This window comes from Streptococcus australis, from assembly GCF_003943615.1.
Lineage (GTDB): Bacteria > Bacillota > Bacilli > Lactobacillales > Streptococcaceae > Streptococcus > Streptococcus australis_C.
Genome location: NZ_RJPZ01000001.1, coordinates 247,178 through 261,183 on the forward strand (window position 1 = coordinate 247,178; position 14,006 = coordinate 261,183).

The 14,006-nt window shown below is 44.9% G+C and carries 13 protein-coding genes; 4 read left to right on the forward strand and 9 right to left on the reverse strand.

All coding sequences use genetic code 11. The features are described from left to right. Positions 1-45 precede the first annotated feature (45 nt). From galE to D8785_RS01280, 3 genes are all read right to left on the reverse strand, one after another. The gene (galE, locus tag D8785_RS01270) at positions 46-1,044 is read right to left on the reverse strand and encodes a UDP-glucose 4-epimerase GalE (RefSeq protein ID WP_023026681.1); all 999 of its coding nucleotides are present in this window, start codon (positions 1,042-1,044) and stop codon (positions 46-48) included. Between the two features lie 64 nt (positions 1,045-1,108). Then, the gene (gene galT, locus D8785_RS01275; protein ID WP_125374211.1) at positions 1,109-2,581 is read right to left on the reverse strand and encodes a UDP-glucose--hexose-1-phosphate uridylyltransferase; all 1,473 of its coding nucleotides are present in this window, start codon (positions 2,579-2,581) and stop codon (positions 1,109-1,111) included. A 16-nt stretch (positions 2,582-2,597) separates the two neighbouring features. Then, on the reverse strand, positions 2,598-3,764 hold the full coding sequence (locus D8785_RS01280; RefSeq protein ID WP_125374212.1) for a galactokinase: 1,167 nt from the start codon (positions 3,762-3,764) through the stop codon (positions 2,598-2,600). A gap of 141 nt (positions 3,765-3,905) precedes the next feature. On the opposite strand from D8785_RS01280, the gene D8785_RS01285 reads away from it, so the two are divergent. Then, the gene (locus D8785_RS01285; RefSeq protein WP_125374213.1) at positions 3,906-4,907 is read left to right on the forward strand and encodes a LacI family DNA-binding transcriptional regulator; all 1,002 of its coding nucleotides are present in this window, start codon (positions 3,906-3,908) and stop codon (positions 4,905-4,907) included. Positions 4,908-4,936: 29 nt separating this feature from the next. Further along, positions 4,937-5,878, forward strand: coding sequence for a bifunctional biotin--[acetyl-CoA-carboxylase] ligase/biotin operon repressor BirA (gene birA / locus D8785_RS01290; protein WP_125374214.1), 942 nt, complete (start codon positions 4,937-4,939; stop codon positions 5,876-5,878). Between the two features lie 43 nt (positions 5,879-5,921). Here birA and D8785_RS01295 read toward each other — a convergent pair whose 3' ends face one another. From D8785_RS01295 to udk, 5 genes are all read right to left on the reverse strand, one after another. Next, positions 5,922-6,134 carry a DUF3272 family protein gene (locus D8785_RS01295; protein WP_042507443.1) on the reverse strand — a complete coding sequence of 71 codons (213 nt, stop codon included), beginning with the start codon at positions 6,132-6,134 and terminating at the stop codon, positions 5,922-5,924. Positions 6,135-6,172: 38 nt separating this feature from the next. Beyond that, the gene (dnaX, locus tag D8785_RS01300; RefSeq protein ID WP_125374215.1) at positions 6,173-7,849 is read right to left on the reverse strand and encodes a DNA polymerase III subunit gamma/tau; all 1,677 of its coding nucleotides are present in this window, start codon (positions 7,847-7,849) and stop codon (positions 6,173-6,175) included. Continuing rightward, the gene (locus D8785_RS01305) at positions 7,849-8,346 is read right to left on the reverse strand and encodes a GAF domain-containing protein (protein ID WP_125374216.1); all 498 of its coding nucleotides are present in this window, start codon (positions 8,344-8,346) and stop codon (positions 7,849-7,851) included. Before D8785_RS01305 ends, dnaX begins: the two co-directional genes overlap by 1 nt. Before the next feature lie 312 nt (positions 8,347-8,658). After that, entirely contained in the window at positions 8,659-9,330 is a 672-nt protein-coding gene (locus D8785_RS01315) for a YoaK family protein (RefSeq protein WP_125374217.1), read from the reverse strand. Positions 9,331-9,398: 68 nt separating this feature from the next. Then, entirely contained in the window at positions 9,399-10,034 is a 636-nt protein-coding gene (udk, locus tag D8785_RS01320) for a uridine kinase (protein WP_023026667.1), read from the reverse strand. A gap of 208 nt (positions 10,035-10,242) precedes the next feature. Between udk and D8785_RS01325 the strand changes: the two genes are divergently transcribed. Continuing rightward, positions 10,243-11,220, forward strand: a complete 978-nt coding sequence (locus D8785_RS01325) for a Gfo/Idh/MocA family protein (RefSeq protein ID WP_125374218.1) — start codon at positions 10,243-10,245, stop codon at positions 11,218-11,220. Position 11,221: 1 nt separating this feature from the next. Then, positions 11,222-12,310, forward strand: a complete 1,089-nt coding sequence (locus tag D8785_RS01330; RefSeq protein WP_125374219.1) for a DEAD/DEAH box helicase — start codon at positions 11,222-11,224, stop codon at positions 12,308-12,310. A 181-nt stretch (positions 12,311-12,491) separates the two neighbouring features. Here the strand turns inward: D8785_RS01330 and D8785_RS01335 are convergent, their stop codons facing one another. Continuing rightward, a complete protein-coding gene (locus D8785_RS01335; protein WP_125374220.1) occupies positions 12,492-13,877 on the reverse strand; it encodes a polysaccharide deacetylase family protein in 1,386 nt (461 codons plus the stop codon). Positions 13,878-14,006 lie beyond the last annotated feature (129 nt).

Here is a 14,006-nt window from a genome sequence, read left to right on the forward strand (position 1 = left end):
GATGTTATAAGAAAACCCTCAAAAATGATATTCGCAGTCCCCTCCTTATCGATCATTGTAACCATCTGGGTGGCTGGAATGCCATGCCCAGGCTGTTTGGATGATGGTTTCGATATTGTCAAATTTTGGTTGCCATCCGAGGATCGCACGCGCCTTCTCAGAAGATGCGATCAGGGTATCTGGATCTCCTGGTCTGCGGTCTGCAATCTCAAGTGGAATCGGATGTCCCGTCACCTTGCGGGCTACTTCAACGATTTGAAGATTAGAAAATCCTGTCGATGAGCCCAGATTAAAGGCGGTAGATGGATTGCCATTACGCAGATACTCCACAGCTAGTAGATGGGCATCAGCTAAATCAAATGGATGGACGTAGTCCCGAACATTGGTGCCATCTGGTGTATTGTAGTCATCTCCAAAAATGGCGATCTTTTCACGTTTGCCTTGGGCCACTTGTAAGACGATTGGCAGGAGATGGGTCTCTGGTCCATGGTCTTCGCCAATGGATCCATCTGGTTTGGCACCAGCCACATTAAAGTAACGAAGGGGGACATACTTGATACCATAGGCTTGATCGGCCCAGCGCATAATGGTTTCCATCATGAGCTTGCTTTCGCCATAGGGATTAATCGGTTTTTGCGGAGTGGTTTCAAGGATCGGAATTTCTTCTGGAATGCCGTAGGTGGCTGCGGTTGAAGAAAAGACGATGTAGTGAACCCCACATTCCTGCATGACTTCCAAGAGTTTGACCATGCCCGCCGTATTGTTGTCAAAATATTTCAATGGATCTGCCATGGATTCAGCGACTAGGGAATAGGCCGCAAAGTGGATGACGGCGTCAATATCTGCATGTTCCTTAAAAACAGTGCGCATGAAGTCTTGATCCGCCAGGTCTCCTTGGTAAAAGACGGCATCTGGATGCACCGCTGCGCGGTGGCCTGTGACCAGGCTATCCACCACCACGACTTTTTCCTGTCCTTCATTGACCAAGCGGTCTACCATGTGGGAACCGATATAGCCAGCTCCTCCGAGTACGAGTATTGCCATTTGTTTTCCTTTCGCTTCTTTGTCTTCTATCTTATTGTACCAAATTTCCCCGTCTTCTCCATACTTAAAGTGTCGCGACAAAGCGTCTAAAGGCTGCTTGCCCTTCTGCTGTCCGCTTGTAGACACCCGCATCTTCTAGCACCCGCGCAAAGATTTGGCCGACCGATTCACGGACAATGGCCTCAGCCTCTGCTTCTTCTGTAATGGGTGGGTGAGTGGCTTTCAAGTCAGTAGCCCAGTCTTGGTGGTAATGAACCACACTGCTTTCTCGTCCAAGCAGATAATCTTGGACCTGCTTGAGCTCTTTCTTAAGCCGAGGAGGCAAGATAGCCAAGCCCATGACTTCGATCAGACCGATATTTTCTTTTTTGATGTGTTGCACATCCGCATGTGGGTGGTAAATGCCATCTGGATGCTCTGGTGAGGTTTGGTTGTCACGGAGCACCAAGTCCAGTTCATAATGCCCATCACGGATTCGTGCAATGGGGGTAATGGTATGATGGGGTTGACCGTCGGATGTGGCTAGGACTTGCACGGCTGGATCCGAGTAACCTCTCCAGGTCTTTAGGATATGGTCCGCCAGGTCAATCAATTGCGCCTTATCATCTGATTGCAAACGAAGCACGGACATGGGCCAGTTGACAATCCCTACCGATACAGCCTCAAAGCCCTCAATGCTAAAGCTATCCTCAACAGAAGCCAGCTCCATAGGGAAGGTATGTCGTCCCCCTTGGTAATGGTCATGAGTCAGGATGGATCCCCCTACAATGGGTAGATCTGCATTGGACCCTGCAAAATAGCCTGGAAAAGTCTCTACAATGGTCAAAAGTCGCTCAAAGGTTTTGCGGCTAATGGCCATAGGAACGTGTTGGCTATCGAGGAAAATGCAGTGTTCATTGAAGTAGGCATAAGGGGAATACTGGAAGCCCCAGTCATGACCGTCCATATCAAAACGAATGATCCGATGATTGGCACGGGCAGGATGATCTAGGCGACCTTGATAACCTTCATTTTCAAAACACAATTGGCAGGCTGGATAATGACTGGCTTTGGCCTGACGTGCCGCTGCAATGTCTTTAGGATCTTTTTCAGGTTTTGACAGATTGATGGTGATTTCAAGAGAACCGTAGGGAGTTTCTGCCTCAAAGGCGATATTTTGAGCAATGGCCTCTACTTTGATGTAGTCGTTGCGCTTAGAGAGGGCATAGAAATCAGCAATCGCGTCTTCCTTGGACTGACGGTAAGTCTTCCAGAAATGATGGTTGACTTGACTAGGACTGGGAGTGATCAAATTCATTAACTCGGCTCCCAGACTATCCTGAGCTGCCATGGTTTCCTCAATCTGACCGTTAGCAAGGGCGAGCTCGATGAGTTGGTCTTTAAGCGCCAACAATCCTTCTTTTTTAACTGGTTGGTCCACGCCCTCTTCTCCGACCAAGCTCATGATCCGATTTTTTAGATAGATCCGATCTAGCTCTTCAAAGTGACTCACTGCAATCACTTCTGTCACAAATGCATCTAGAATTCCTTGTGCCATTTTGTCTCCTTCTCTCCTAATCTAAAATGCGACTGCCTCCTGCTACTTCAGCAATGTAAAAGCTTGGAGCATAGCCGACAACTTCCTCATAGCGTTTGCCAACAGCTTCTTCAAAGGCTTGAACCTTGTCCTTGTTGACAAGGGCGATGGCACATCCTCCAAATCCTGCACCCGTCATACGAGCACCAAGTACTCCTTCTTGTTCCCAAGCTGTATGAACTAGAGTATCCAATTCCAAGCCGGTCACTTCGTAATCATGCTCCAAGGATACGTGGGAAGCATTCATGAATCGGCCAAAGGCTTCCAAATCTCCCTCCTCAAGAGCCTTACGAGCTTGGAGAGTCCGTTGGTTTTCGAGTACAGCATGGCGAGCTCGTTTGATGCGATTTTCATCCTTGATCAAGTAGCTATAGGTATCAAAATCCCAGACATCCAATTCACCCAAGGTTTGGATGTCTAGTTTTTCTTGGAGTTCAGAGACAGCTGTTTCGCATTCCGCACGACGTTCATTGTATTTCGAATCAATCAATTCCCGGCGTTTATTGGTATTCATAATCACGACGACATTGTCTTTCAAATCAAGAGGCACCAAATCATATTCCAAAGTGTTAGTATCCAGATAAATGGCCCGTTGGTAAGCCCCCATACCGATGGCAAACTGATCCATGATGCCAGAGTTGACCCCAATAAAATGATTTTCCGTTTGTTTTCCGATCTTAACCAGTTCTACCCGATCCACTTTAAGACCATAAATGGTTTCAGCAATGACTCCTGTCAGCATCTCTAGTGAGGCTGAAGAAGAAAGGCCAGATCCATTTGGAATATTACCGTAAACATAGACATCCATGCCAACATCAATGGTGTGACCAGCTTCCTGCAAGAAATGAAGCACGCCTTTTGGATAGTTGGTCCAATTGTGCTCCTCTTCAAAATGAAGATTTTCAAGCGGGACTTCAATGATCCCCTTGTCTTCAAAGTTAGCAGAGAAGAAACGCAAAACCTTGTCTTCGCGCTTTCTTGCTGCTCCATAGGTACCAAGCGTAATGGCTGCCGGGAAGACATGCCCTCCGTTATAGTCCGTGTGTTCACCGATCAGATTGATTCGACCTGGTGAGAAGTAGGTATGATCCGCTTCTGCTCCAAAGACTGTTTGAAAAGCTTCCCGAAGTTCTTGAGTATTCATTGAGATTACCTCACTTATATAGTTATTTACCTCTAGTGTAACCCCTTTCATACAACAAATCAATAATTTTACTAAAATTTTAGTAAAATCTATCAACATGACGAAACCTGTGATATACTAGAAGGAAGAAGGAGAAAACGAATGGCCACATTAAAGGATATTGCTAACCTCGCAGACGTATCCATCGCCACTGTCTCTCGTGTTCTAAACCAAGATGCCAGTCTTTCTGTAACGGAGGAAACACGCCACAGAATTTTGACTGTTGCTGACGAACTAGGCTACACCAGACATCAGAAAAGTGGGAACTTTAAAAAAGAAAAACAACAAATTGTCATCATCCAATGGAAAAGTGAAGAGGGAGAGCTGGACGACCTCTACTACTACAACATCCGCTTAGGCATTGAAAAAAGAGCACAGGATTTCGACTATGGGATTCTCCGCTATTTCAATGATATTCCTTTTCGATTAGGTGAGGAAGTTATTGGAGTCCTTTGTATTGGAAAGTTTAGTAGGGTTCAAATTGTCGAGTTAGAACGTCTAGACAAGCCTCTGGTTTTTGTCGATAGTAACACCCTTAACCAAGGACACCCTTGTGTCACGACTGAATTTGAAAATGCTGTACAGACTGCCCTTTCCTATTTACGAAAACAAGGCTGTCAAACAATTGGCCTCCTAACTGGTGAGGAAAAAACAACTGACCTATTGGAAAGTATCCCAGATCCTCGGCGACGAGCCTATCGAAACTATTGTATTGAAAGAAGTATTTACCACCCTGAACTCATCCTCACAGGAAGTTTTACAGCTCAATCAGGCTATGACCTCATTTCCTCTCGGCTTCAGTCTGACTCACCCTTACCAGATGCCTATTTTGCTGCGAGTGATAGTTTGGCCATTGGGGCTCTCCGAGCTTTTCAAGAGGCCGGTATCAAGGTCCCTGATGATATCCAACTCATTTCCTTTAATGATACAAGTTTAGCCAAGCAAGTCTTTCCTCCCCTCTCGACCATCACTGTTTTTACAGAAGAAATGGGACGAACCGCTATGGATGTCCTAAATAAACAAGTCCTATCTCCAAGAGAAATACCAACCCTCACTATGCTAGGAACCAAGCTAACTATTAGAGAAAGCACAAAGAATGGATGATCCGCCATCCTTTCCGAAAATCAAAACTTATGAAAACACACGAAATTTTATACCAAACCTTAGCCCAAGCTCAAGATTATGTCAATGGCGAGCAACTAGCCCAAGAAATGGGACTGTCTCGCACATCAATCTGGAAGGCCATTCAGCGTTTAGAAAAAGAAGGCATCGTGATTGAGTCCGTCAAAAATCGAGGCTACAAGATCCTATCCGGAGACCTCCTCATTCCCCAAGTTATCGAGGAGCATTGTCCTCTAACAGTCTCCTATAATCCCCAGTGCCAATCCACTCAGCTAGATGCCAAGAATGCCATGGAAGCTGGAGGACAATCTTCTACTCTTTATCTGGCTCCTTTCCAGACAGCAGGTAAGGGACGTTTTGGGCGCGACTACTTCTGCCCTTCTCAAGGGGGGATCTACATGTCTCTCCATCTCAAGCCCAACCTCCCCTTTGATCAAGCTCCTGCCTATACCCTCATGGTCGCAGCGGCCATCTACAAGGCCCTGAAAAATCTGGCCTTAATGGATATCGATATTAAGTGGGTCAATGATATCTACTACAAAGGGAAAAAGGTTGGAGGCATTCTGACTGAAGCTATTAGCTCCATCGAAACAGGCCTTATTACAGATGTCATAATTGGAGTCGGTCTCAATTTTTCCATCACCAATTTTCCTACGGAACTGCAGAACAAGGCAGGGTCCCTCTTTGACTCCCAGCCTCCCATTAGCCGCAATGAACTGATTACTGAGATTTGGAAGGAATTTTTCAACACACCAGAAGAGGAGCTAATCTACCTCTACAAGCAGCGCTCACTAGTCCTAGGTAAGGAAGTCTGCTTCGAACAAAATCAGACCAGCTACCAAGGCCTGGCCAAGGATATCTCGGACAATGGACAACTACTAGTCCAACTGACGGACGGCCAAGAACGCTGGCTCAACAGTGGCGAAATCTCCCTCAAGCAATGGGATTTGTAAAATAGACCAACAACTCAAAAAAAAAATAAGCACCCCTGGGTGCTTATTTTTTATACTTATCTCGTTTTTTCTGATTGAGCTGTTGATCGATACTTTCGACCAATTTCCCTAAGATATAGCTGACTTGTAAATTTCTCAATATCAAGAGAGCCCAAAAGACTGCTGCCAGGTAGCTTTCTCTCATCACAGCATCATTAAAAAAATAGGTTTCAAAGGCTGTAAAAATAGCCATACTCCAAAATTGACGTTTATTCATATTGTTATTCTACCACGATTTTCTGGAAAAAGCACAGGCTAGTCTTCTTGGACCGTAATTTTATCAGAGAGGAAATCAAAGCCCTCCGGAATGACAGACTCTTCTGCCACTTCGACCTCTTCCTTGTGACCACGCGCTTTCTTAGAGAATTCCGCACGAACCTGGGTCCATTCCTCCATGGAAATAGCCAGAATCTCCGGAGAAAAACCTGCCGCATTGCTTAAAATATTGCCAAACATGGTATTGAGGTTATCTCGCTTCATGGTCTGTTCAGCATTAAAGGCAGACTCAAAGGCTAAAATCGCATGACGTTCATTGGCCGCAACCGGTTGGGAACCAACCAGCAAAGCCTTATCGGCTCCTGCTAGGCTTTCAATAATTTCCCCCCAAGCGTTTTGTAGGCGAATGAGATTGTTACGGGCTAAATCTGGATTTTCAACCGCTTCTTGTAAGATGGCTTGAAGCTTATTACGATCCACTCGATAGCCCTTGCTAGACTTCTGAGGACGATCTGGGGCGGACTTAGCCACAGGAGCCCCACTACCTACTTGGGACAACTGATTCTTCAGAGACTCGACTTCTCTTTTGAGCTGGTCTACTTGCGCCAAGAAATCTGCTGGAAGAGCCACTGGGCTAGCCGAAGGGCTCTCACCCTTGTATTCTGCTAGACGAATGGTCATCATCTCCGTGTAAATCTTCGGTTGCAGGCTATTTTTGATATCAGCTAAACTATTCGTTGCGAGATCAATCCAAGCAAAGAGGGTGGCTTGCGGAATGGCTAGATTCTGGTTAAAACGCTCACTGACATGAAGATTTTCCCCACCTGTCTGAACGATTAAGAGATCCCGCAAATACTGCAAGAGGTCCGTCACAAAGCGAGCCATATTTTTCCCATTATCAAAAATCAGGTTTAACTGGTCCAAGGCAGCTGTTGCATCTTGTGCTGACAAGGCTGCAACATAGAGATCTAATGCTTCTTGACTGATGGAGCCTGTGATTTCTTCTGCTGTTGCCGTGGTCAATTGGGCTTCACCTGTCAGACTGAGGGCTTGATCCAAAATGGACAAGGCATCCCGCATCCCACCTTCAGCACGACGGGCAATAATGGCTACAGCTTCTTCTTCGTAATCAATCCCTTCTTTGTCCAAAACAGCTTTTAGGTGATCTTGGATAGCCGGAGTCTTGATAGATTTGAATTCAAAGCGCTGAACCCGCGAAAGAATAGTTGCTGGAATCTTATGTAACTCTGTTGTTGCTAAAATAAAGACTACATTTTCTGTCGGTTCTTCCAAGGTCTTAAGAAGGGCATTAAAAGCGCCTGGCGAGAGCATGTGCACCTCGTCAATGATATAGACCTTATGAGGGGCCAAGCTAGGCGCATAGGTGGATTTGTCACGAATATCACGGATCTCATCCACTCCATTATTAGAGGCGGCGTCAATCTCAATGACATCCTCTAAACTGCCATTGGTAATGGCTTCACAGATATAGCAATCATTACAAGGTTCTCCCCCTTTTTGGTTGGGGCAGTTCATGGCCTTGGCAAAAATTTTCGCCACACTGGTCTTCCCCGTCCCACGAGGGCCAGAAAAGAGATAGGCATGGCTAATTTTTCCCTGTTCGACAGCTTGTCGAAGGGTCGTCGCAATAACCTCCTGCCCGACAAGTTGGCCAAAGGTCTGGCTTCGGTATTTACGATAGAGGGCTTGATACATTAGTCTACTACTCCAAACATCCTAAAATTCCAATTCGTTTTTTCTAGCAAGATGGCTACAAAACGTTCCAAATAAAGGCAATCCAAATCGTCATAATCTCCCACCCGATCTGAATCTAGATCTAAAACTCCCAGTAACTGGTCCTTCAAGACCATGGGCACCACAATCTCACTCATGGCCCGACTGTCACAAGAGATATAATTGGCATGCTGGGTCACATCCTCAACGACCAGTGTCTCTCTTTTCTCTGCTGCTTCTCCACAGACGCCTTTTCCTATGGCAATATGGACACAGGAAACCTGACCTTGAAAGGGGCCTAAAATCAGCTCCTTTTGATCATAGAGGTAAAAGCCAGCAAAGACTGAATGAGGTAGAGCCTGATTGAGCAGAGCACTGGCATTGGCTAAATTGGCCAAGGCATTGCTCTCACCTTCTAAAAGAGCTTCTAACTGTGCTAGTAAAAGTTGGTAACGTGATTCTTTTTCCTGCATATTCATAACCTTTATTATACCAAACTTTAGCTAGAAAATTAAGTATTTACCATGGAGCAAGCCTTGGTAAAAACCAAACACCCACTAGAAGTATCCAACAACAGTTCCCAATCAAAAAGAGAGTGGGACAGAAATCGGTCATTCGTTAGAATTCGATTTCGTCGTCCCACCTCCGCACAGTTGAGTAGGGCTGTAAAAGCTGATGAAATCAGCGTAGTAGAGCCCACTCAACCACTGCGTCTTGCTCAACAGTCCAAAGACAATTGAGAGGCTAGGACTTTTGTCCCAGCCTCGATTGATAAAACTATTTGAATGTAACTAGATATCCCTTCGAACATATTGAATGGCACGATAAGCAAGAAAAATGGTCAGAACAAGGGAAACAAACCAGATGGTCCGAAGTCCGTAATATTGGATGAGGAAGGTAGATAGAATAGCTCCACCCACAAAACTTCCAATCAAGGAAGTCATAAAGAGAGATTCCCAGAAAAACTCTATCTTTCGATCCCGTACAAAATTCCCGTAAGCGACCATGGTCTTCTTGAGATTCCCTGTCATAAAGGAATAGTTGTAGGTGTAACCATCTACTTCTCCAAAGGAAATGGCTACAATCCCCAAGCTCAGCCCAAAGAATGGCACAATATAGACATTGGGCACTTCTTTGGGAAGAAATCCTGCCACTAAGGTCGTCAAAACCATGGGCACCAAGGTACTGAGTCGCCAAACGGAATGACTAAAGAAGCGTTGAAAGACGGTCATCAAGAAAATCCCGATCATAAAGGCCAACATGGTTGCTAGTTTGACCTCCACATCCGCGATTTCATGGCCAATTAAACCAACGGATAGAAAGACAACGTTCCCAGTTTGGCCCGCCGTTAAGGTCCCTCCTCTTTCGATAAAGGTGTAGGCATCTGAAAAGCCTGCACACATGGTCAGTAGGCAGGCAAAGGCCTTACTTCTGGAGTGAAACTCCCTTCTTAACTTTTTCATTTTTCTCCCTATTTGTCATGGAAAAGAGGCTGGAACACTACTTTCTAACCTCTCATCACTTATTATTTTTATCCTTCACGTGATTCGCTCAAGATCTTTTCAATCTTGGTCGTAATCAAATCAATGGCTACGGTATTGGTCACACCTTCTGGAATGATGACATCCGCATAGCGCTTGGTTGGCTCGATGAACTGGTGGTACATCGGTTTCACCACTCCTAAGTACTGATCGATGACACTGTCCAAACTCCGACCACGCTCTTCCATATCCCGCTTAATCCGGCGAATGATCCGCACATCATCATCGGTATCAACGAAAATCTTGATATCCATCAAGTCACGAAGACGCTTGTCCTCCAAGACCAAAATCCCCTCAACGATAAAAACATCCTGAGGCTCCTGGCGATAAGTCTTAGCGCTACGCGTATGCGCTGCGTAGTCGTAAGTTGGGATATCCACTGGACGGCCAGCCAACAACTCATTGATTTGCTCGATCATGAGATCGGTATCAAAGGCAAAGGGATGGTCGTAGTTGGTCTGAATCCGCTCTTCAAAGGTTAAATGACTTTGATCCTTATAATAAGAGTCGTGTTCAATCATAGCAATCTTTTCATCTGGGAAGTGGGATAAAATTGCACGAGAAACACTGGTTTTCCCCCCACCAGAACCACCTGTTACACCGATAATAATTGGTCTGTTTCGCATCTTCTCCTCCATTTTCTATAATCCTATTTATTCTATCACAAAAGCAACCTCTTGACCACGACTTGAACCATTTTTCTATGGATTTCCATCCACAAGTCAAGTAAACATCCTTTCCTCGTGCTACCCCAGTTAGAAAGGCCCATTCCATCTTTTTAAGGTGAAACATGATATAATGAAACCAGTAAATACCTGATTGAAAGGAGCTGCCATGCTAAAACTCGGTATCATTGGCACCAGTGCTATTTCCCACTCCTTCCTAGATGCAGCTAACAAAACTGCCCAATATAAGTTAAGTGCGGTCTATTCACGGACCTTGGAGAAAGCTCGTAGCTTCTCTCAACCCTATGGACAAGTAGCTCTCTATGATGACCTGATTGCCTTTTTAGATAGTGACCTGGATGTTATCTACATTGCTAGTCCCAATTCACTTCACTATCCTCAGGCTAAATTAGCCCTCTTGGCTAAGAAACATATCATCCTTGAAAAACCGGCTGTCACCACTCCCAAGGAATGGAAAGAGCTGGTCAAATTAGCTAATGAACACCAGGTCTATCTCTTTGAAGCTGCTCGCAACTATCATGAAAAAGCCTTTACGACCATCCAAGACTTTCTCAAAGACAAAACCATTTTAGGTGGCCACATGACCTATGCCAAATACTCTTCTAAAATGCCTGAGTTCTTAAAAGGGAATATTCCCAATATTTTTTCCGATCAATTTGCAGGTGGAGCCCTTATGGATTTGGGTGTCTATCCTCTCTACTTTGCAATTGGCCTCTTTGGTCAACCTGAATCAGTAACCTATCGGGCGCGGCAATTGCCTAGTTCGATCGATTTGAACGGACATGGCAGCTTGGTGTATTCTGACTTTGTCATTGGCATTCAAGCCGGCAAAGATGTAACCAGCAATCTTCCTGCGGAGATCTACACGACAGACGGCACCCTCTTCATTAGTGGGATCGAAGCCGTTAGTCAGGCTCTTTTTCAAGACCATTCTGGAAACAGCTACCCGCTTCCAATCACTCCTACCCCTCATAACATGTTAGAAGAAGCCCAGGCCTTTGCTAGCATGATGACAGAAGGCAACCAGACACTTTACCAGACTTGGCTCCAAACTGGACAGATGGTCCACCAAGCCCTCTACGCTATGCGCCAAGATGCTGGAATACACTTTAAGGACGAAAACTAATATGACACTAGCATTTCCACCGCTCTGGCAAGAGCAACTCAAAACCCTTGACTTTGAACAACTTACTGAAATCCAAGAACGCCTCTTTGATCCTATTACCCAAGGGGAGAACGTACTTGGAGTCAGCCCGACAGGAACTGGAAAGACTCTGGCCTATCTCTTCCCTAGTCTTCTCAAGCTAAAACCTAAAAAAGCGCAACAATTGTTGATCCTCTCACCCAACACAGAGTTGGCAGGACAAATCTTTGAGGTTGCCAAACAATGGGCGGAACCTCTCGGACTCAGTGCCCAACTGTTCCTCTCTGGCTCTAGTCAAAAACGGCAAATCGAACGCCTAAAAAAAGGACCCGAAATCCTCATTGGTACTCCAGGCCGTATCTTTGAATTGATCAAGCTAAAGAAAATCAAGATGATGAATGTCGATACCATCATCCTGGATGAATTTGACCAACTTTTTAGCGACTCTCAGTATCACTTTGTCGATAAGATTTGCCACTACGCGCCCCGAGATCATCAATTTATCTATATGAGTGCAACGACCAAGTTTGATCCAGAACAAATCGAACCCAATACCCTAACCATTCAAGTAGAAGGACAAAACTTGGACAATATCCAGCACTTTTATATAGAAGTGGACAAGCGAGAAAAGGTCGAACTCCTCAGAAAACTCTCCAATGTCGAAGACTTTCGTGGTCTCGTTTTCTTCAACAGCTTGTCAGACCTGGGAAGCGCCGAAGAAAAACTCCAATACCGGGAAGTTAGCGCCGTCTCACTTGCTAGTGACGTTAATGTCAAGTTCCGTAAAGTCATTCTGGAACGCTTTAAGGACCATCAGCTGACACTCCTTCTTGCAACCGATTTGGTGGCACGAGGAATTGATATCGACTCTCTAGAATGTGTCGTCAATTATGAAGTCCCTCGAGATGCCGAAACCTACATCCACCGATCTGGGCGGACCGGACGCATGGGCAAAGAGGGCTATGTCATCACCTTAGTCAGCCATCCCGAAGAGTTGAAAAGTTTAAAAAAATTAACCCCCGTTCGTCCCTTGATTCTCAAGGGAGCTCAACTTTATATAGGTGAAGAATAAGAAGAGGCTGGGACAAAAGTCCTAGCCTCTCAATTATTTTTGGATTGTCGAGCAAGACGCAGTGGTTGAGTGGGCTCTACTACGCTGATTTCATCAGCTTTTACAGCCCTACTCAACTGTGCGGAGGTGGGACGACGAAATCGAATTCTAACGAATTACCGATTTCTGTCCCACTCTCTTTTTAATTACGATTGTAATAGAGTCGATGACTTTCCACTTGGTGGTTTAAGAGTTCATCAACCGTCACGATGGTGTAACCTTGCGATTGAAGGTATTCAATCACGGCTGGAAGAGCATTGATAGATGTTTGGTGAATATCATGCATCAGGATGATCGATCCTGGTTTGACTTGTTTTTTCACTTCTGCCAAGATGGCTTGTGTGTTATGGGTCTTCCAATCCAGAGTATCCACATCCCACATGATAAAGGCCTGATCCACTGCATATTGAATGGCACTATTAATCGAACCATAAGGCGGACGAGTAATTTTCGTTTGCACTCCAGTGACCTTTTGAATGACTTCCTTAGTATCCATGATTTCTTTTTGGGCAGATTCCAAAGGCAACTTGGTTAAGACAGGGTGATTCCAGGTATGGATCCCGATTTCATGTCCTTCCTGACGTACCCGTTTAGCCACTTCAGGATAGGCAGAGACATTCTTCCCAAGCATAAAGAAAGTCGCTTTAACATGGTACTTGTTCAAGATATCTAGGGCTTGAGGGGTCGTCGTTGGATCTGGACCATCATCAAATGTTAAGGCAACCATCTTAGCATGACGTTGAGTTTGGTAGGCCTCATAAGATTGAAAATCTTCAGGATTCAGACGAGCAGAATCAATCACATCATAGAGTTTGGAAAGAGGAACATCAAAAGTTTCCATACCTTCAATATCTACTGGAAGCGTGATGGACAGCACACCTTTATTATAGGTGAACTGCCAGCTTGCCATATCACTTGCTGAGACGGTTTGCATCAGCTCTTCAATTCTATCTTCTCCTAACTGAAGGAAGACCAACTGGGCACGCAATTCTGTTAAGAGAGTTTCTTTGGCTAGATCTGTATCCGTAAACAATTGGGAAAATTGGAAGACCGTCCCCTCATCCGTTAGATAGAGGAGAGGTAGTTTGTCAATCCCATCTTTAATGAACTTGCCGTTCTTCCACTTGTACTGGGTCTTCTTCACCTGATAAGGATGAACCCCTACAAATGGTTCTTCTGAGCGTTCGGTATGGTAGAACAAAAGCTCTTTTGCTTGCTGGTTCTTCTTCTCTTCTTGAGGAAGAGAGCCAACGTCAGCCAAAATTCTCTCTTTAACCACTGCGATGGGTTCTTCATTATTTTTCGGGTAGTAAGCAGCAACATAAGATTGTCCAACCATCCCTTTTTGAAGGCTGGTATCTTTGTCTTTTTCAACTGCTTTTTCTTCCTGAATGACTTTAGAAAGCTGTTGATTATAATTTTTGATGGCGCGTGCTTCCTCAATCTTCTGATAAACCAGATAGATTCCTCCGATAAAAAGGAGGTTAAGAAGAACGAGGATAAACATTTTCAAGTAGGAATTCTTCATATTCTTATTATAGCAATTTTATCACCAAAAAACAGTAGAAAACTCTCAAATCTAGAAATTAAATCCTAAAAAACAATAGGAAATTAGGGGGACTACCCTATCCCCTGTCATTTAGTAATAGCCAATTTC